Below are 18,768 nucleotides of genomic sequence, written 5' to 3'. Positions count from 1 at the left end.
CACGGTGTGCCCCCGCGAGAGCGTGATCCACCCTGTACGGGGGCCGGAACATCGCCCGGCCCCCGCCACCGGTGTCAGCCCGCTTCCCGGCGGGCCAGCGCGCCGCTCGACCGGGTGACCAGTGCGGCGAGCAGGGCCGCTCCCAGCGGCACCAGGATCAGCAGTGCGGCCAGCGTGGCCCAGGGCACGGCGATCGGCACGTACAGCTCGGTGTCCTTCAGCGTGGCGTAGCCCATTTCGACGCCGCGCCGGATCAGGCGTTCCTGCTCGCGTTCCTGGGTGAGCCGCAGTCCGACCGCCGGCAGGATCCCGGCGGCGGATCCCAGGACCACGCCCATCAGGGCGACCACCCCGCACTGGAAGCCGCTCAGGGTGCGCCGCACGCGCGGGGCCGCGCCGACCGCCGCGAGCGTCTTGAGGTCGGCCTCGGCGTCGGCCTGGGCGAGGCCGGTCGCGATGCCGGCCGCGCCGATGGTGACCAGGCCCGCGAAGACGGTGAGGACGAGCACGCCGAGGGTGCTCTCCGTCTTGTAGCCCTCCTCGATGCTGAGGTGGGCGTCGGCGCCCATCCGGTCGATCTCCCCGTCGAGCTTCTGCCGTTGCTCGCCGGTGGCGGGGCCGTCGAGGCTGAAGTAGGCGCCGACGGGGGCGGTGGCGAGCCCCGCCGCCTTGGCGGCGGCCGGCGGTACGACCAGCCGGATGCCCCAGCCCTCGTCCGGGCGGGGGGCCGTGTGCACGGCGAGCGGCTTGTCCTGGCCGGGGATTTCGGCGTTCTTCGCGGACGCCTCGTCGGCGGCGGCCTGGTCGGTGACGACCCGCAGGGTGACCTTTCCGTCCTTCACGTCGCGCGGGTCGAAGGAGACGGCCCGGCCGTTCCTGAGGGCGGTGGTGGACGCGGGGTCGGTGACCGCGAGCACGGTCATCAGTTTCTCGTCGGCGACGACGACATCGGTGGACGAGAAGAACTTCCTCGGTGCGCAGCGCGGGTCCTTGCGCAGCTCACGGGCCTGCTCGGGGGTGAAGGAGTCGCTCCCGCCCGGGGCTTCGAAGAGCGGGCAGCGCTGCTCCTTCGGGGTGATGAGTTCGACACTTCCGCAGCCCGGGTCGGAGGCGCTCCTCTCGCAGTTCGGGTTGCCGACCACGAACCGGTCCACGTCGGCCCTCACGGAGACCGGCAGCGTCCTGGTGAGGGTCTCGCGCAGGGCCGGGACGTCCTTGTGTCCGCTGTTGTCACCGGCGGTCAGCGTGCCCGCGGCGGCCGGGAGTTGGGCGACGTACTCGTGCCTGGCCTGGATGTCACGGCTGTGCTCGTACGTGGAGACCGCGACGGTCCCGGCGACGGCGGCCAGCACGGCGGCCACGGCCGGCGCGGTGCGCCCCCGGTTGCGGACGGCGTCGCGCAGCGCGAGGCGCGGAGAGAGCGGCAGCCATCGCCCGAGCCGCCCGAACAGACCGACGAGTACCGGCGTGAGGGCGACGACGCCCAGCTCGGCGATGGCGCTGCCGCCGGCGACGACGGTGGCACTGACCCGCTGGTTCGCTCCGTACAGGACGAGCGCGGCGCCCCCGACCACGGCGACGAGGCCGATGACGGGCAGTACCCGGTTGGCGCGTCGGACGCCGCGGCGGCCGGTCAGCGAGGCCAGGACGGTTTGCCGGGACGCGGTGACGGCGGGCACGATCGCCGCGAGGAGGCCGGTCAGCACGGCGAGCAGGGCGATCCCGAGGAGCTCCAGCGGGCGGACGTCGAAGCCGCCGAAACGGGCCCCGAGCTGCTCCTCCAGTACGGGCCTCAGCCCGACGGTGAGGGCCACGCCGATCGCGGTGCCGATGACGGCCGCGGCGGCGCCGATCACGAGGCCACCGGAGAGCACGACGGCCCGGATGTGCCGTCGGTCGCCGCCGTTCGCGCCGAGCAGCCCCAGCTGGCGGCGCGAGCGCCGGGCGCCGACCGCGAAGGCGGGACCGGCGAGCAGGCACACCTCCAGCATGGTCAGGCCGACGACGGTGGCCAGGACGGCCCGCTCGGTGACGCTGCCCCCCGATCCGGGCTGCTCGAACCGTTCCTTCGGTTCCTGCCGGAACAGCGGGACGTCGGAGTCGGCGGGCGGGTTCAGGGACACGGCGCGGGAGAGCACGAGCGCGCCCTTGGTGTTGGCCTTCTTGACCATGTTCCACGTGAAACCATCGCCGCCGACGGAGACCAGGTACGAGGTCCGGGCCGACACCCCGGGCGCCCCGGTGGACTGCAGGGCCCTGTCCAGCGGGGTGAGCAGGGTGCCGGGGAGGGCGAGCAGTTCCACGGCCTTCAGCGAGGACGGGAGCTCGTACGCCCCCACGACCTTGTACGCGACCGGTGAACCGCGCGGGGTGACCGAGGAGCCGACGTACAGCCCGGAGGCCTTCAGGAAGGCGTTGGTGGCGACGATCTCCCCGGGCCCGTCGGGCAACCGGCCGCGGTCGAGGACGACGATGCCCCGGGTCACCGGATCGTGGACGTCCAGCTCGCGCAGGTCGGTGGCGAGGATGCCGTGCGCGGTGTGCACCTTGGAGTGGCCGGAGGTGTCCTCGACGGCCCTGGCGCCCGCCGGGACCGTGGACTTCAGCGGGGGCAGGTCGGGCTGCTTGCCCGGCCGGTAGGCGTCGTAGCCGCCGACCGGTGCGTAGCGCTCGCCGTCCGGGTGCTGGAACAGGGGGGCGTCGAGGTGGGCCTCGCCGATCCGGGCGTCGGCGGCGCCGAGCTGCCGGGTCAGCGTCTGTTCGGGCGAGAGTTCGCCGCTGCGCAGGGTGAGGTCCGCGGCGCTCACGCCGATGATCGGCAGGGCGATCATCGACAGGACGAGGGCGCTGCGGCCCTTGGCGCGCCAGGCGTCGCGGCGGGCGATGCGCAGGGCCGCGGCCCAGGGGTGGTACCAGGAGCTGAACGGGGAGGTCACAGGCCGGCCGTCCGCTCCGTGAGCAGCGAGTCGGCGCCGCTGCGCAGGGTCTCGTCGACGACGGTGCCGTCGCGCAGGAAGACGACGCGGTCCGCCCAGGCGGCGAAGCGGGGTTCGTGCGTGACGAGGATGCCGGCCGCGCCCGCGTCGCAGCGGTTGCGCAGCAGGGCGAGGACGGACTCGCCGGTCTCGGAGTCGAGGGCGCCGGTGGGCTCGTCGGCGAGCACCAGTCGGCGGTCCCCGACCAGGGCGCGGGCGATGGCGACGCGCTGTTGCTGGCCGCCGGACATCTCGTCGGGGAAGCGGTGGGCGAGCTGCGCGAGGCCCATCTCCTCCAACGCGGCCACCGAGGCGGAGCGGGCCCTGCGGGCGGACATCCCGTCGAGTTCGAGGGGCAGCGCCACGTTCTCGGCCGCGGTGAGGGCCGGTATGAGGTTGTAGTCCTGGAAGACGTAGCCGATGCTGCGCCGGCGCAGCGCCGCGAGCTGCTTGCGGCTCGCGGTGGTGATGTCGACGCCCTCGACGACGACCCGGCCGCTGGTGGGTGTGTCGAGGCCGCCCGCGAGGGTGAGCAGGGTGGATTTTCCGGATCCTGACGGGCCCATCACGGCGACGAGTTCGCCGGGGTGGACGCTGAGGTCGATCCCGCGCAGGGCGTGCACCTCGGTGGCGCCGCTGCCGTGGGTGCGGACGAGCCGGTCGAGCTGGAGCACGGGTCGTTCGTGGTGCTGGTCGGGCATGAGGGGTTCCCCCTTGGAACGGTGGTCAGCCCCGCCGCGGTCGGGCGGTGCGGGGCCGGCCGGCGGTGGCGCCGGCTGTGGGCTCGGTGGCGGTGGCCCGGGGTGGGGCGGGCTCGGCGGGTGTCCGGCGGGCTTGGGCGGCGAGCCGTACGAGCCGTGCCTCGGAGTGGTCGAGCCAGCGCGCCTCGGCCTCGGTCTGGAAGATCAGCTGCTCCAGTACCAGCAGCCAGGCGAGGTCGTCGCGTTCGTCGGCCTGCCCGCTTTCGATGGCGCCGAGGGCGCGGGCCTTGAGCCGGGTGTAGTCCTGCATGGCCTGGACGGTGGCGTGCCGCTGGGACTGGATCACGGCGCGGATGTCCACGCCGGGGGCGCCGACGGCCATGGCGAGCTTGATGGACAGCTCGTCGCGGGGCGGGTTGGTGCGGTCGACGGGGCGCTCGTACCACTGGCGCAGTTCGGCGCTCCCGGTGTCGGTGATCACGTAGAGGGTGTGTCCGGCCGCGTCCTCGCCGCCGGGGGCGACGAGTCCGTCGCGCTCCAGGCGGGCGAGCGTGGTGTACACCTGCCCGACGTTGAGCGGCCAGGTGGAGCCGGTGCGGGATTCGAACTCGGAGCGCAGTTGGGAGCCGTAGCGGGGGCCCCGTTCCAGCAGGGCGAGCAGCCCGTGGCGAATCGACATACTCAGTATGTATACCGAGTATGCCCCCGATCGCAAGAATCCCGGGAACGGGCCGGCGCCGGGCCGGCCGGGGTTCGCAGGCCGTGGGGGCGGGGTGGGGCGAGGGTCAGCGGTCGCGCCGCAGCCGCATCCCCATGAAGCCGAGCCCCAGTCCCATCAGGGCCAACCCGGTGCCGAGCGGCAGTATGTGGGCGGCCAGATCCGCGGCCCGCTCGTTCGGCCCGGTGCCGATCGCGGTGACGGAGGAGGGCGTGCTCGGTACGGCGTGCGGCTGCGGCTCGGGGGCCACCTCGGGCGGAACGGCCGGCTCCACGGGTCGTACGGGGTGCTCGGGGCGGGCCGGTCGCACGGGGTGGGCCGGTCGTGCCGGACGCGGGGCCCGGGCCGGTTCGACGGAGGCCGGCTCGGCGGCGGGTCGCCCGGGACGTTGCCGACCCTCGCCCGCGGCGCTGCCGGCGAGTTCCGTGGAGGGTCCTCCCGGCACGTCCGTCGTCCGGGCGGTGACCGCGGCCGCGGGGGCGCCGGGGGCGGCGCTCGCGGGCGCCGTGACCAGCAGCGCGGCGGCGACCGCCGCTCCGGCCGCCCAGTGCGGGACGCGCAGGCGTTGAGTCACGGGTGGCCCCTCCCGTTCCGGGTGACCGTGGAAGCGGAGACCGGGATCCGGTGATGCGGAAGACCGAGGACGGTGATGCGGAGGACCGAGATCCGGTGATGCGGAAGACCGAGGGCGATGCGGTGGGGCGAGCAGGCGGACGTGCGGACGGGCGAACGGAGCGGCGGAGCGACCGGCCGCACGGCGGCAGGTCCGTGCTCAGATTTACATAGTGGGGCAAAAGCGGCATCCCGGGCCGCCCATCGGGGTGGCCCGGGATGCCGGGTGTGTCGCGCGGGGCCGTCCGGGAGGCCCGGGAACGGCCTCTCCTACTGCGGGTTGCCGCTGGAGACGATCAGCTTGAACTCCGTGTCGTCCTTCGCCACGTCGTCACCGGCCGCGGGCAGCTGCTCCAGGACGGTGTCCTGGCCGAAGACGGCCTCGTCCCGCATCTCGATGTCGTAGCGCCAGCCGGCGGCCTGGAGGCACTCCTTGACCGAGCGGAGGTTCTTGTACCGCAGGTCCGGCGCGATGACCTTGTTCGCGTCCTTGTAGGACTTCGTCGGCTTCTTGCACTTCTCGACGTCGATCGTGCGCGAGGTGTCCGGCCCCTTGAAGCCCGCCTTGGCGGTGCCGGACGCGGAAGCGGAGGTGGACGCGGACGGCCCCGGGCCGGCCTGCGGGTCCTCGTCCTTGCCGTTCATCGAGATCGCCGCGATCAAACCGCCGACGGCCAGCAGGGCCACGACGATCGCGCCGACCACCACGGGGGTGTTCCGCCTGCCGCCGGCGGAACCGGCCGGACCCGCGCCGCCCGTGTGCGACGGGGAGATGGTGAACGGCGCCGGGGTCTGCGGGGCGTACTGCTGCTGGGCCGGCGGCGGCGTGTGCGGGTAGGCGTACCCGCCCTGGTGGTGCTGCGGTGCGGGCGTCGGCGCGTACGGGGACGGCGTCGGGGTGTGCGGGGCCTGGTAGGGCTGCTGGAGCGACTGCGGCGGCGGGGCCTGGAACCCGGAGTCGACGGGCGGGAACACGGCGGAGCCCACGCCCGCGCCGCTGCCCCCGGTGACGGTGCCGGGCACGATCGCCGGCGCTCCCGTCTGCCCTGCCGACAGCACCCGCAGCAGGTCGTCGCGCATGGCGGCGGCCGTGGGGTAGCGCTCGTTCGGGTTCTTCTTCAGCGCTCGGGCGACCAGCGCGTCCATCGCGGGGGTGACCGACCGGTTGATGGTCGACGGAGCCACCGGCTCCTCCTGCACGTGCGCGTACGCGATGGCCAGCGGCGAGTCCGCGTCGAAGGGGATCCGTCCGGTCAGCAGTTGGAAGAGCATGATGCCGACCGAATACAGGTCGGAACGCGCGTCCACGCCACGGCCCAGCGCCTGCTCCGGGGAGAGGTACTGCGGGGTGCCGACGACCATGCCGGTCTGCGTCATCGACGTGACGCCCGACTGCATGGCGCGGGCGATGCCGAAGTCCATCACCTTGACGACGCCGCGCTTGGTCATCATCACGTTGCCGGGCTTGATGTCGCGGTGGACCAGGCCCATCTCGTGGCTGGTCTCCAGCGCGGCCAGGACGTCGGCCGTCACCTTCAGCGCCCTCTCCGCGGGCATGGCGCCGTACTGGCGGATGTCCGACTCCAGGGCGGAGCCCAGAGGCTGACCTTCCACGTATTCCATGACGATGTAGGGCATCACGGTGCTGTCGCCGCCGGAGGACCCGCCGAAGACGACCTCGCCCTCGCCGGTGTCGAAGACCGAGACGATATTGGTGTGCGACAGTTTCGCAACAGCCTGCGCCTCACGGCGGAACCGCTCGCGGAAGGACGCCTCACGCCCCAGTTCGCTGTGCAGGGTCTTGATCGCAACCTGCCGGTCGAGGGCGGAGTCGTACGCGAGGTAGACCGACGCCATGCCGCCCTCACCCAGCAAATCCCTTAGCTGGTAACGGCCACCGGCCAGAGAGCCGCCTGCGTACCGGCCCTGTGTGCCGTCCTGGCTCATGACTGTTGCTTCCCCTCGGGCTGCGTCCCCACGCGTCCGGCTGAGCGCGCGTGGCGCCCAGTCTGCCGGAGGGCAAGCACACGTCAAGCCAGGTACCCGTTCCGTGACCGCGGGGCGACGGGGTGCCTTTGTCCGAACGGCGACCGGTTCCGAGGCTGTAGCGTTCGTCGGAGCACCCGATGAGGACCCGATAGAGGCCCACCGCTAGAGCGGACGAGAGAGACGACGGCGAGGACTGATGGCACCCGAACCCGAGGGAAACGGCGCCGGGATGGCTGACGGTCCTGAACATTGGGGCGCGGGCGGCATCGTCGGGGACGGCCGGTACCGGCTGACCCACCGCCTGGGCCGCGGCGGCATGGCCGAGGTGTTCGCCGCCGAGGACGTGCGCCTGGGCCGCACCGTCGCCGTGAAGCTGCTGCGCGCCGACCTCGCCGAGGACCCGGTGTCCAAGGCCCGGTTCACGCGCGAGGCCCAGTCGGTCGCCGGTCTCAACCACCACGCCGTGGTCGCCGTGTACGACTCGGGCGAGGACCGGGTCGGACCGAACGTCGTCCCCTACATCGTGATGGAGCTCGTCGAGGGCCGCACGATCCGCGACCTGCTGATCAGCGCCGAGGCCCCCGGCCCCGAGCAGGCCCTGATCATCGTCTCGGGCGTGCTGGAAGCCCTCGCCTACTCGCACCAGCACGGCATCGTGCACCGTGACATCAAGCCCGCGAACGTCATCATCACCAACACCGGCGCGGTGAAGGTGATGGACTTCGGCATCGCCCGCGCCCTGCACGGCGCGCAGTCGACGATGACCCAGACCGGCATGGTCATGGGCACCCCGCAGTACCTGTCGCCCGAGCAGGCCCTCGGCAAGGCCGTGGACCACCGCAGCGACCTGTACGCGACCGGTTGCCTGCTCTACGAACTCCTCGCGCTGCGGCCCCCCTTCACAGGGGAGACCCCGCTGTCGGTGGTCTACCAGCACGTGCAGGACGCCCCGGTGCCGCCTTCGCAGCTGCCCGAGGGCGGTTCGATCCCGAAGGAACTCGACGGCCTGGTCATGCGGTCGCTCGCGAAGGACCCGGACGACCGGTTCCAGAGCGCCGAGGAGATGCGCGGGCTCGTCCAGTACGCGCTCCGGATGCTCCAGGACCAGGGCGCGAACACCGGTACCTGGAACACCGGTCCGGTCACCATGTCCCTCCCGCACGGCCAGCCCGGCTCTTCCACCACCGCGATGCAGCCGAACGGCAACGGCGGCCAGTACTCCCCGCACTCCACCACCTCGCAGTTCCAGCAGCCTATGGTGCCGCCGCTGAACCCGGACGACGGCTCCGCGTTCCCCGGTGGCGGCGGTCCCGGTGGTCCGGGCGGCGGGCAGGGCGGCTACGGCGGCTACGACGAACGGCCGCGCGGCGGCGGGCGCTGGAAGATGATCCTGTTCGCCCTCCTCGCGGTGCTCGCCATCGCGGGCGGGATGGCGTACGCGGTCAAGACCTGGAGCGGCAACGGCAGCGACAAGGACAAGACCCCGACCACGAACCAGAGCTCGCCGAAGGCCTCGGAGAGCAAGTCGGGCGAAACCAGTCCGGAGCCCGAGTCGAGCCCCTCGGCCCCGTCGACCTCGAAGACGTACGAGGAGACGTACGCGCCGAACCCGACCAAGAGCAACAAGTTCACGCCGAGCACGGGCCCGACGGCGAGCGCCAGTACGAGCCCGAGCGCGTCGGAGAGCAAGAGCCCGTCGGTGGATCCGTCGTCCCCGACGAAGGAGCCCCCGACGAAGGAGCCTCCGACGAAGGAGCCCCCGACGAAGGAGCCGTCCGACCCCGTCACGGGGGGCCCGGCGAACCCGGTCGAGTAGGCGAGTACCGGAACCGGGAAGGGCCCGGCGGAATTGCTTCCGCCGGGCCCTTCGCGTACCCGCCGCGATGCGGGTCGTTCCGTCCGATGATCACAGTGCGTGTTGGTACTGCCGTTCCTGCCGGCTCATGTTCCCGGCCAGGGTGTGCACGGTGACGAGTTGCGGTTCGATGCGCATGTAGACCGGGTCGAAGACCGCCCCGTCCACGAAATGCGGGCCCGGACCGAATAGTTCCAGTTCCGCGTTGGTCGGTTCGACGATCTGTGCGGTTCCGGTGAACTGCACCGACCACAGACGGTCGTCGGGGGAATTGAAGTTGTCCGCCCCGTACGAAACGACACTCCCGTTGCAGGCCTGGTGATAGCCGAAACCGGCGTGCATTCTCAGGACGACCTTGCCGTTCACCACGATGTGGCGGGCGAGCGCGAGGAAGGGCAGCGCGCGCATGCTGGTGGCGACCCGGCCGTAGGGCACGCGGCGCAACAGTTCGATGGCGTGGAGTTCCTCTGGGGACATGCGACCACTCTCCGACACCGACAGGGCGTCGGGAAAGAGGATCCCGCCCCGATGATCGGGGACGTTGGTCCCGAATGGGCCGGGCGCGCCCCGGGCAGCGCCGGCCGTGTCGGGCGCCCCCCCGAGCGCCCCCGAACCCCGAGGGGGGTCGTCACGGTGCGTCATGGCAGGGGCGTGGGGCGCACGCGGCGACGGCAGGTCCTAGGCGCGCTTCTCCGCCTGGAGGCGGGCCACGTACGCGGCGGCCTGGGAGCGGCGTTCCATGCCCAGCTTCGAGAGCAGGCTGGAGACGTAGTTCTTGATCGTCTTCTCGGCCAGGTGCAGCCGCTCGCCGATCACCCGGTTGGTCAGGCCCTCGCCGATCAGGTCGAGGATCTTGCGTTCCTGGTCGGTGAGGTTGGAGAGCCGGTCGTCGCCTTTGCCGTTCTTGCCGTCGCGCAGCCGCTCCAGCACCCGCGCGGTCGCCACGGGGTCCAGGAGCGACTTCCCGGCCGCCACGTCCCGTACGGCGCTCAGGAGCTCGTTGCCGCGGATCGCCTTGAGGACGTAACCGGAGGCGCCGGCCATGATCGCGTCGAACAGGGCCTCGTCATCGGCGAACGAGGTCAGCATCAGGCACTTGATGTCCTCGTTCTGCGAGCGCACCTCCCGGCACACCTCGACGCCGCTGCCGTCCGGGAGCCGCACGTCGAGGACGGCGACGTCGGGGCGGGTCGCCGGGATGCGCACCAGCGCGTCCGCGGCGGTACCGGCCTCGCCGACGATCTCGATGTCGTCTTCGACCGACAACAGCTCATGAACACCCCGACGTACCACTTCGTGGTCGTCCAGGAGGAATACCTTGATTTTTCCGTCTTCGCGCACGAAGTCAGTTTCACACACTCACCCCTTCCCTGCCGGAGTTACCCGGGATAACGTGCCGTTGTTCCGGCCCCCTGCAAGGCTGTGACCAGTGGTTGTTCGCGCTCCCGCCGATTTACTTGGATATCCAAGCAAAATCGCAGGTCAAACGGGGTTTCGCGGTTATACGGCGCACTGGGTAACGTGCATTGCGCAGGGCACTCGCCGGGGCACCTGTCACGCCTGAATCCCGTACTCGACGCGCACCCACCCCGTGCGCGGGTACAGATGCAGGTGAGCCGCACTGGACCCCGGAGAACCCGGGTGCCGGACCGACGGAGGAGCACACGTGACCGTGGAGAGCACTGCCGCGCGCAAGCCGCGACGCAGCAGCGGCACCAAGCGGGCAGCCGGCGCGGCGAGCGCCCGCAAGACCGCCGCCGCCACCGCACAGCCGCACGACGCCGAGCCTCAGCTCGTACAACTGCTGACGCCCGAAGGAGAACGGGTCGAGGTCGCGGACCATCCGGACCTCGCGGAGTTCGCGCCCTTCGTCGCGGACATCACCACCGACGACCTGCGCGGGCTCTACCGCGACATGGTCCTGACCCGCCGCTTCGACGGTGAGGCGACCGCCCTCCAGCGCCAGGGCGAGCTGGGCCTGTGGGCCTCGCTGCTCGGCCAGGAAGCGGCGCAGATCGGCTCCGGCCGGGCCCTGCGGGACGACGACTACGTCTTCCCGACCTACCGCGAGCACGGCGTGGCCTGGTGCCGCGGGGTTGACCCGACCAACCTGCTCGGCATGTTCCGCGGTGTGAACCACGGCGGCTGGGACCCGACGATCAACAACTTCCACCTGTACACGATCGTCATCGGCTCGCAGACCCTCCACGCGACCGGCTACGCCATGGGCGTGGCCAAGGACGGCGCCGACTCCGCGGTCATCGCCTACTTCGGCGACGGCGCGTCCAGCCAGGGCGACGTCGCGGAGGCCTTCACGTTCTCGGCCGTCTACAACTCGCCGGTCGTGTTCTTCTGCCAGAACAACCAGTGGGCGATCTCCGAGCCCACCGAGCGCCAGATGCGCGTGCCGCTCTACCAGCGCGCCCAGGGCTTCGGCTTCCCGGGCGTCCGCGTCGACGGCAACGACGTCCTGGCCTGCCTCGCGGTCACCCGCTGGGCGCTGGACCGGGCGCGCCGCGGCGAGGGCCCGACCCTGGTCGAGGCGTTCACGTACCGCATGGGCGCGCACACCACCTCGGACGACCCGACGAAGTACCGGCGCGACGAGGAGACCGCGGCCTGGGAGGCGAAGGACCCGATCCTGCGCCTCAAGGCCCACCTGCTGGCCTCCGGGGGCGCCGACGAGGCGTTCTTCGAGGAGCTGGAGGCGGAGAGCGAGGTCCTCGGCAAGCGCGTGCGCGAGGTCGTACGGGCCATGCCCGACCCCGACACGATGGCGATCTTCGAGAACGTCTACGCGGACGGGCACGCGCTCGTCGACGAGGAGCGGGCGCAGTTCGCCTCGTACCTCGCGTCCTTCGAGGGTGGGGAGTGACCACCATGGCCATCGAAAAGATGTCGATCGCGAAGGCGCTCAACGAGTCGCTGCGCAAGGCCCTGGAGACGGACCCCAAGGTCCTGATCATGGGTGAGGACGTCGGCAAGCTCGGCGGCGTCTTCCGCATCACCGACGGACTCCAGAAGGACTTCGGCGAGGAGCGGGTCATCGACACCCCGCTCGCCGAGTCGGGCATCGTCGGCACCGCCATCGGCCTGGCCCTGCGCGGCTACCGGCCGGTCGTGGAGATCCAGTTCGACGGGTTCGTCTTCCCCGCGTACGACCAGATCGTCACGCAGCTCGCGAAGATGCACGCCCGCGCCCTCGGCAAGATCAAGATGCCGGTCGTCATCCGCATCCCGTACGCGGGCGGCATCGGTGCCGTCGAGCACCACAGCGAGTCCCCCGAGGCGCTGTTCGCGCACGTCCCGGGCCTCAAGGTGGTCTCGCCGTCGAACGCGAGCGACGCCTACTGGATGCTCCAGCAGGCCATCCTCAGCGACGACCCGGTGATCTTCTTCGAGCCGAAGCGGCGCTACTGGGACAAGGCCGAGGTCGATGTCGAGGCCATCCCCGGCGAGCTCCACAAGGCGCGCGTCGCCCGCTCCGGCACCGACATCACCCTGGCCGCCTACGGGCCCATGGTGAAGGTCTGTCTTGAGGCCGCCGCGGCGGCCGCCGAGGAGGGCAAGTCGGTCGAGGTCGTGGACCTGCGGTCGATGTCCCCGGTCGACTTCGACGGGCTCCAGGCCTCCGTCGAGCGCACCCGCCGGCTCGTGGTCGTCCACGAGGCGCCGGTGTTCCTCGGCATGGGTTCCGAGATCGCCGCCCGCATCACGGAGCGCTGCTTCTACCACCTCGAAGCGCCGGTCCTGCGCGTCGGCGGCTTCCACGCGCCGTATCCGCCGGCCCGCCTGGAGGACGAGTACCTGCCCGGCCTGGACAGGGTGCTCGACGCCGTCGACCGCTCCCTGGCGTACTGAGGAGAGCCCCGATGACGATCCGCGAATTCAAGATGCCCGACGTGGGCGAGGGCCTCACCGAAGCCGAGATCCTCAAGTGGTACGTCCAGCCCGGTGACACCGTCACCGACGGGCAGGTCGTCTGCGAGGTCGAGACGGCGAAGGCGGCCGTGGAGCTGCCGATCCCCTTCGACGGGGTCGTGCACGCCCTCCTCTTCGAGGAGGGGACCACGGTCGACGTCGGCCAGGTCATCATCTCGGTGCGGACCGGCGCCGAGACGGGTGCGGACGAGGTGGCCCCGGTCGCCGAGGCCCCCGTGGCCGCCGCCGTCGCGACGGGCTCGGAGGCCGCCGCGGCCGCCGAGCCGGAGCCCGCGGCGCGCCAGCCCGTCCTCGTCGGGTACGGCGTGTCCACGGCCTCCACCAAGCGGCGCCCGCGCAAGGCCGCCGAGGGCGCGCCCGCGCGCAACGGCACCGCTCCGGCCCCGGCGGCTCCCGCCGCGGTGGCCGTGGCCGTCGCCGTACCGGCGCAGCCGACGGGTGAGCGCCCGCTGGCCAAGCCGCCCGTGCGCAAGCTCGCCAAGGACCTCGGCATCGACCTGGCCACGGTGGTCGCCACCGGTGAGGGCGGCGTCGTGACCCGCGAGGACGTGCACGCCGCGGCCGCCGCGGCGATCACCCCGCAGGCCGTGGCCCCGGCACCCGTGGCCGCCCCCGCGGCGCCGGTCGCGCCGGCCCCCGCCGTCGCGGTCGTCGTGGACGCCTCCGCCCGCGAGACCCGTGTCCCGGTCAAGGGCGTCCGCAAGGTCACCGCCCAGGCCATGGTCGGCTCCGCCTTCACCGCCCCGCACGTCACCGAGTTCATCACCCTCGACGTGACCCGGACGATGAAGCTGGTCACCGAGCTCAAGGCCGATCCCGACCTGGCCGGCCTGCGGATCAACCCGCTGCTCCTCATCGCCAAGGCCGTCCTCGTGGCGATCCGCCGCAACCCGGACGTCAACGCGTCCTGGGACGAGGCGGCCCAGGAGATCGTGCTCAAGCACTACGTCAACCTCGGGATCGCCGCGGCGACCCCGCGCGGCCTGATCGTCCCGAACATCAAGGACGCGCACGCCAAGACGCTGCCGGAGCTCTCCGAGGCACTTTCGTCGCTGGTCGCCACGGCCCGCGACGGCAAGACCTCACCGGCCGACATGCAGCAGGGCACGATCACCATCACCAACGTCGGCGTCTTCGGCGTCGACACCGGTACGCCCATCATCAACCCCGGCGAGTCCGCGATCCTCGCGGTCGGCGCGATCAAGCTCCAGCCGTGGGTCCACAAGGGCAAGGTGAAGGCCCGTCAGGTCACCACCCTGGCGCTGTCGTTCGACCACCGTCTGATCGACGGCGAGCTCGGCTCCCGCTTCCTGGCCGACATCGCGGCGGTCCTGGAACACCCGCGCCGGCTCATCACCTGGTCGTAGACCGGGCGCGCACCGATCCGCCGAGGGCCGGTCCTCCCCACGGGAGGCCGGCCCCCGGCGCGTCCGCGGGCCGGCCCCGGCCCGTACGTAAAACCCCTGGTGGGGGTACATCCACCGTGTGATCATCACCCCGATGACATTCCGCGCTGCCACAGCAGACCCCGCAGACCTCGACCGCGCCCTCGCCTTCACGGCCCACGGCCCGGTCCCGCCGCTCACCCCCGACCGCATCCGCGAGGAACGCGCGGCCGGACGGTTCCGCCCCGAGTGGACCTGGTTCGCCGAGGACGAGGACGGCGAGGTCCTCGCCCGCGCCCTCTGGTGGGGGCGGGCCGACAGCGAACGGCCCGTCGCGCTCGACTGCCTCCAGGTCCGCGCGGACGTCGCCGACCCGGCCGCGCTCACCGCCGGCCTGCTGGCCGCCGGACACGCCGCCTTCGGCAAGGCCCCCCTGCACAACATCTCCCTGCCCCGCGACTGGCGCTCCGACCCGGCGCTCGTCGAGGCCGTCGCCTGGCGCCGGGAGGCCACCCGGCGGGCCGGCCTGACGCAGGAGGTCGAGCGGCTGCGCTACGAGTGGACCCCCGCCGCCGGAACCCCCGAGGCCACCGGCCGCCTCGTCTTCCGCGAGGGCACCGACGAGGAGTTCCTCGACGTCTTCGCCCGGCTCTCCCGCGGCAGCCTCGACCTGAACACCCAGCAGGAACTCGCCACCATGACCGAGGAGGAGTTCGCCCGCGCCGACTTCGCCTACTACCTCGACTGCCCCGGCGAACGCTCCTGGTGGCGCCTGGCCCACCTCCCCGACGGCACCCTCGCCGGGATGGCGATCCCCTCCGCGACCCCGTACCACCGCAACGTCGGCTACCTCGGCGTCGTCCCCGAGCAGCGCGGCAAGGGCCTGATCGACGAGGTCCTCGGCGAGATCACCCGCTTCCACGCCGCGGCGGGCGCCGAGCGCGTCACCGCGACCACCGACGTGGTGAACGTCCCGATGGCCGCCGCCTTCGACCGGGGCGGCTACGAGGTCACCGAGATCCGCCTCGTGCTGGAGCAGCCCGCCGGGGCGTGACCCCGGCGACCGCGTGAACACGCGGCCCCGACGCGGTAGCCTCCGCCCGGGAAAGGGGGTCCGCGTGCCCATCACCGAGTTGCAGGTGTACTCCGTCGAGCGGGCCGACGTCACGGGCGGCGTGTGCCTCGTACGGTGCCTCGGCGGCGCCGCCCGCCCCGGGCAGGTGTACGCCGCCGGGGAAGCGCGCCTCGGGCTGCGCCGGATAGAGGCCGCCGGACTGACCGTCCCCTCCGTCGGCGGCGGTCGTGTCGCACGGGTCCACCTCACGGGGCCCATGGTCGCGCTGCTCACCCGCGGCCAGGTGCTCACCTCCGTGCCGCCCGACGGGCACGCCCTGGCGGAACTGGAGGCCTGGCTGGCCACCGGACCGCCGCTGCTGGACGAACCGCACCCCCGCACCCTGCGCGCCCTGGCCGGCGCACGGATGCAGGACGAGGACCTGCCCGACGGGGTCCGGCTGCGCTGGGGCCGGATCGCGCTGGCCGCCGGCTACCGCTGCGCCGAGGCGGAGGGCGCGCCCGACCTCGCCCGGGCCTCGGAGCTGGCCGCCGTGCACAGCTACCTGATCCGCCGGTTCGGGCCCGGGCCCGGCGGTGACCCGGCGGCCCTGTGCCGGGAACTGCTGGAGCTGATCGACCTCACCCCGGGGGAGGCCGCCGCACTGGCCGTCGGCTGGCGCGACCTGCCGCCCGGGCGGATCCTGCACCTGCGCCGCATCAAGAGCCTGATCGCGTGGATGGTCCTCGTACGCCCCTTCCTGCCCGCCGACGACCCCTTGGCGGAGGCCGTCGACGCCTGGTCGGAGGTGCGCGCGGCACTGCCGTAGCAACAGGCGGGGCGCCCGACGGGCTTCACCCGGGGGCGGCGGTCACCGCCAGGGAATGTTGAGCCAGGGGCTCGCCGGGTCGGTGGTCAGCGTCAGGTGCGTGGCGAGCGAGGACGCGTACCACTCGCCGAACTCCTCCTCGTCGAAGTGCAGGCAGCGCCCGAGCAGGTATCCGGCGGAGAGTTCCGCCCACGACCGGTAGCTGCCGCGTGCCGCCTCGCCCGCCCTGAGGACGGCCCGCTCGGTGTCCTCGACGGTGCAGTAGCGGGCGCCCAGGCCCCAACGGGCCATCTGCGAGGCGCGGCCGTGGTCCCAGCCCGCGACGGAACGCACCCACCCGCCCTCGGGGAGCAGCCCGTCGGCGCGGAAGCGCTGCTCGTAGCGGGCGATCCGGCCGATCAGCCGCTGCACGCCGGCTATCTCCCCTTCGAGCTCGGCGACGGGACGCGGTTCGGCGATGGTCACGCCCTCCGGGGTGAGCTTCGGCTCGACGGCCTGCTCGGCGCTGCGGCGCAGCCCGTACTCGACGGCGTGCCGCCAGTGCTCGACGTCGACGGGGCCGGCGAAGTCGGAGGCGAGCGTCCGGCGCACGCGCAGGGCGAACTCCCAGACGGGGCTGACCACCTCGGCGTTCTGCATGCGCCGCAGCACGTCGAACCAGCCCGAGGCGTCCGTGATCCCCCAGGAGCCGCGCAGGCGCTCGCGCTCGCGGGTGTAGCCCTTGCCGTGGTAGCCGAGGGCGTTCCAGAACTCCCCGTTGAGGACGGCGAGATGGGCCCCCACGGCCAGTCCGTGCGCGACGGGTCCGTGCAGCGGTCCGCCGGTGTGCAGGGCGTGCACGCCGCCGGGCTCCGGACCCCAGGTGGTGGCGGCGTCCCAGTGGGCCCGCCAGCGGGCGCGGTCGGCCGGCGTGGTGGTGAGGTACGCCTCGGCGGGCGTTCCCGGGTTCACGGCGAGGTGGGCCGGGTCCCGCTCGTCCCAGGCGTTCGCGAACCAGGCGAGGCTCTGGCGCAGGAAGACGGTGTCGGCGTCGGGTGCGGGCAGCATGCCCCGCGTCCAGACGGCGAGGCTGCCGTCGTGGGGGGACGGGTGGAAGCGGGCCTGGCCCGGATCGGCGTCGACCCGGGCGCGGGACTGCGGGATGAACAGCTCCGCGCGGGCGAGGGCGTCGAGGTAGCCGGACCAGTCGCCGCGCTCCTTGGCCCCGTGCAGTTCTCTCTCGATCGCGCTCGGCGCGGTCCAGCCAGTCATACCGGGACCCTATACGGACGTCCCGGGACGTTGCGGGGCGGATCCGGAACGGTACGCGGGTCGGGGCGCAAGCTCAGATCCCGCTCTGAATACGGCCCTGCGGGATTGGCTCGACCGCCACCGGGACATCTCCCGCACACGGCGCGCGTACGCCGGGGGAGCGGGAACGGGGAGGCGACGGGGATGGCGAGGGCAAGGGGAATGGGATGGAGCGCGTACGGGGCGGACGGGTACGGGGTGGACGCGTACGGGGCGGACGGGCCCGGGGTGGACGTCTACGGGCTGGCCCGGCTGGCGGGCGGGCCGCACCGGGTGGCCGAGGTCGCGCTGCTGCGGCTGCGGGAGCGGGGCCTCGTGCGGGTCACGGGATCCCGGGTCCGGGCCGAGGCGCCGGCGGACACCGGGAGCGTTCCCGTGGAGCGGGCCCTGACGGAGCTCTGCCCGCGCGGGGCGAGCCTGGCGATGGTGCTGGCGGAACTGGCCCGGGGACCCGAGGTGGCCCGGATCGGGCAGGACCTGCGCGCGGCCCGGCTGCTGGGGCGCGTCCGGCCGAACCGGCCCACCCCCGCCGGGCGGCGCCTGGTGGCGCGGGCCCGGCGCAGCCGCGCCTGGCCGCCGTACGTCTTCGACGGGCCGCCCGTGCTGCCGGACAGGCTGCTGCGCCGGGCCTTCACGCAGGCGCAGCCCCCGCCGGCCGGCCTGGGCCGGGCCCTCGTCCGGATGGGCAAGGCCCTGGACCGGGCGGAGGACCGGCACGACGGGTCGGGCGACGGCCAGGACGGCGGCCACTCCTGCGGCGGCGGGGACGGCGGTGGTGGTGGCGGGGGCGGTGACTGAGGAGGCCCGGAGGGCGCCGACGGGCCGGCGCATCTGACGGTGCATCGCCTGGGGGTGACGGTATCGGCGCTGGTCGGGGCGGTGCGTACGCCGGTTGCGCGGCGTGTCCCCGGGAGTGGTGGACGCGCTGCGGTTGCGGGGTCCGGCGGGGTGCCGCTACGTGGACCGGGACACGTCCCATGTCGCCCGTAGGTCCCCGCCGGACAGGAGAGATCCGTTGCGCCGCTCCACGCGCTTCACCCGCCACGCCGTCCCCGCCGTCCTCTGCACCGCCCTGCTGGTCGCCTCCCCCGGCCTCGCGACCGCCGCCGACGCCCCCGCGCGCCCACCGGTCGCGGCGCCGGCCGGGGCCGGGTCGAAGTCGATCGCCGGCACCGATCCGCTGCTCGCGCAGGTTCAGCAACTCGGCACGGTCGCCGGGGTGTTGCAACCCGTGACCGATCTGCTGGCCGCCGTCTTCAAGTCCTCCGACGGCAAGCTCCCCGAGGCGGACGTGGCCGCCTTCAGGGCGAAGATCGACACGGCCCTCGCCGACCTGAGAAAGAGCCTCCCGCCCACCCCCGCCGCTCCGACCCCGCCGGTGGACGCGCCGAAGCCGCCCGTCGCCGCCCCGGCGGTCC

At 73.0% G+C, this 18,768-nt stretch carries 15 protein-coding genes and 1 pseudogene; 8 read left to right on the top strand and 8 right to left on the bottom strand.

Features of this window, described 5'->3' with window-relative positions; genetic code table 11:
* Positions 1–74: 74 nt before the first annotated feature.
* The 5 genes from ACZ58N_RS18535 to ACZ58N_RS18515 all read right to left on the bottom strand — a co-directional run bounded on the left by ACZ58N_RS18535 (position 75) and on the right by ACZ58N_RS18515 (position 6,953).
* Complete coding sequence (locus ACZ58N_RS18535; protein ID WP_471160826.1) at positions 75–2,831, bottom strand: ABC transporter permease; 2,757 nt, start codon at positions 2,829–2,831, stop codon at positions 75–77.
* A 101-nt stretch (positions 2,832–2,932) separates the two neighbouring features.
* Positions 2,933–3,676, bottom strand: a complete 744-nt coding sequence (locus ACZ58N_RS18530; RefSeq protein WP_471160708.1) for an ABC transporter ATP-binding protein — start codon at positions 3,674–3,676, stop codon at positions 2,933–2,935.
* 25 nt (positions 3,677–3,701) lie between these two features.
* Positions 3,702–4,355, bottom strand: a complete 654-nt coding sequence (locus tag ACZ58N_RS18525) for a PadR family transcriptional regulator (protein WP_471160705.1) — start codon at positions 4,353–4,355, stop codon at positions 3,702–3,704.
* A 106-nt stretch (positions 4,356–4,461) separates the two neighbouring features.
* A complete protein-coding gene (locus ACZ58N_RS18520; protein ID WP_471160702.1) occupies positions 4,462–4,968 on the bottom strand; it encodes a hypothetical protein in 507 nt (168 codons plus the stop codon).
* A gap of 308 nt (positions 4,969–5,276) precedes the next feature.
* Complete coding sequence (locus ACZ58N_RS18515; RefSeq protein ID WP_471160699.1) at positions 5,277–6,953, bottom strand: protein kinase domain-containing protein; 1,677 nt, start codon at positions 6,951–6,953, stop codon at positions 5,277–5,279.
* 238 nt (positions 6,954–7,191) lie between these two features.
* On the opposite strand from ACZ58N_RS18515, the gene ACZ58N_RS18510 reads away from it, so the two are divergent.
* A complete protein-coding gene (locus ACZ58N_RS18510) occupies positions 7,192–8,811 on the top strand; it encodes a protein kinase domain-containing protein (protein WP_471160696.1) in 1,620 nt (539 codons plus the stop codon).
* A gap of 90 nt (positions 8,812–8,901) precedes the next feature.
* Here the strand turns inward: ACZ58N_RS18510 and ACZ58N_RS18505 are convergent, their stop codons facing one another.
* Positions 8,902–9,327, bottom strand: coding sequence for a pyridoxamine 5'-phosphate oxidase family protein (locus tag ACZ58N_RS18505; RefSeq protein WP_389699857.1), 426 nt, complete (start codon positions 9,325–9,327; stop codon positions 8,902–8,904).
* Between the two features lie 201 nt (positions 9,328–9,528).
* Complete coding sequence (locus ACZ58N_RS18500) at positions 9,529–10,191, bottom strand: response regulator (protein WP_383987124.1); 663 nt, start codon at positions 10,189–10,191, stop codon at positions 9,529–9,531.
* A gap of 325 nt (positions 10,192–10,516) precedes the next feature.
* Here ACZ58N_RS18500 and pdhA point away from each other — a divergent pair, with 325 nt between their 5' ends.
* The 5 genes from pdhA (at position 10,517) to ACZ58N_RS18475 (ending at position 16,060) form a co-directional block, all read left to right on the top strand.
* Complete coding sequence (gene pdhA, locus ACZ58N_RS18495) at positions 10,517–11,725, top strand: pyruvate dehydrogenase (acetyl-transferring) E1 component subunit alpha (protein WP_471160693.1); 1,209 nt, start codon at positions 10,517–10,519, stop codon at positions 11,723–11,725.
* A gap of 5 nt (positions 11,726–11,730) precedes the next feature.
* Positions 11,731–12,711, top strand: coding sequence for an alpha-ketoacid dehydrogenase subunit beta (locus tag ACZ58N_RS18490; protein ID WP_471160690.1), 981 nt, complete (start codon positions 11,731–11,733; stop codon positions 12,709–12,711).
* Between the two features lie 11 nt (positions 12,712–12,722).
* A complete protein-coding gene (locus tag ACZ58N_RS18485; RefSeq protein WP_471160687.1) occupies positions 12,723–14,159 on the top strand; it encodes a dihydrolipoamide acetyltransferase family protein in 1,437 nt (478 codons plus the stop codon).
* A gap of 133 nt (positions 14,160–14,292) precedes the next feature.
* Positions 14,293–15,231 (top strand): GNAT family N-acetyltransferase, encoded by a 939-nt coding sequence (locus ACZ58N_RS18480; RefSeq protein ID WP_471160684.1) that lies wholly within the window; start codon positions 14,293–14,295, stop codon positions 15,229–15,231.
* Between the two features lie 64 nt (positions 15,232–15,295).
* Entirely contained in the window at positions 15,296–16,060 is a 765-nt protein-coding gene (locus ACZ58N_RS18475) for a hypothetical protein (protein ID WP_471160681.1), read from the top strand.
* Positions 16,061–16,102: 42 nt separating this feature from the next.
* On the opposite strand, the gene ACZ58N_RS18470 is transcribed toward ACZ58N_RS18475, so the two are convergent.
* A complete protein-coding gene (locus tag ACZ58N_RS18470) occupies positions 16,103–17,311 on the bottom strand; it encodes a DUF1266 domain-containing protein (RefSeq protein WP_471160678.1) in 1,209 nt (402 codons plus the stop codon).
* 201 nt (positions 17,312–17,512) lie between these two features.
* On the opposite strand from ACZ58N_RS18470, the gene ACZ58N_RS18465 reads away from it, so the two are divergent.
* Both ACZ58N_RS18465 and ACZ58N_RS18460 read left to right on the top strand, forming a co-directional pair.
* Entirely contained in the window at positions 17,513–18,148 is a 636-nt protein-coding gene (locus ACZ58N_RS18465; protein ID WP_471160675.1) for a TIGR04222 domain-containing membrane protein, read from the top strand.
* 217 nt (positions 18,149–18,365) lie between these two features.
* A pseudogene (locus ACZ58N_RS18460) lies at positions 18,366–18,768 on the top strand (hypothetical protein); the annotation flags it as partial.

The organism is Streptomyces sp. NPDC040432 (genome assembly GCF_055595445.1).
Note: the sequence above shows the minus strand (reverse complement) of the source record. Positions and strands in the feature narration are given on the sequence as shown.

Coding starts and splice junctions, on each gene's coding strand:
- ACZ58N_RS18535 (WP_471160826.1), bottom strand. CDS start 2,831: ATGATCGCCCTGCCGATCATCGGCGTGAGCGCCGCGGACCTCACCCTG.
- ACZ58N_RS18530 (WP_471160708.1), bottom strand. CDS start 3,676: ATGCCCGACCAGCACCACGAACGACCCGTGCTCCAGCTCGACCGGCTC.
- ACZ58N_RS18525 (WP_471160705.1), bottom strand. CDS start 4,355: ATGTCGATTCGCCACGGGCTGCTCGCCCTGCTGGAACGGGGCCCCCGC.
- ACZ58N_RS18515 (WP_471160699.1), bottom strand. CDS start 6,953: ATGAGCCAGGACGGCACACAGGGCCGGTACGCAGGCGGCTCTCTGGCC.
- ACZ58N_RS18510 (WP_471160696.1), top strand. CDS start 7,192: ATGGCACCCGAACCCGAGGGAAACGGCGCCGGGATGGCTGACGGTCCT.
- ACZ58N_RS18505 (WP_389699857.1), bottom strand. CDS start 9,327: ATGTCCCCAGAGGAACTCCACGCCATCGAACTGTTGCGCCGCGTGCCC.
- ACZ58N_RS18490 (WP_471160690.1), top strand. CDS start 11,731: ATGGCCATCGAAAAGATGTCGATCGCGAAGGCGCTCAACGAGTCGCTG.
- ACZ58N_RS18485 (WP_471160687.1), top strand. CDS start 12,723: ATGACGATCCGCGAATTCAAGATGCCCGACGTGGGCGAGGGCCTCACC.
- ACZ58N_RS18480 (WP_471160684.1), top strand. CDS start 14,293: ATGACATTCCGCGCTGCCACAGCAGACCCCGCAGACCTCGACCGCGCC.
- ACZ58N_RS18470 (WP_471160678.1), bottom strand. CDS start 17,311: ATGACTGGCTGGACCGCGCCGAGCGCGATCGAGAGAGAACTGCACGGG.
- ACZ58N_RS18465 (WP_471160675.1), top strand. CDS start 17,513: ATGGGATGGAGCGCGTACGGGGCGGACGGGTACGGGGTGGACGCGTAC.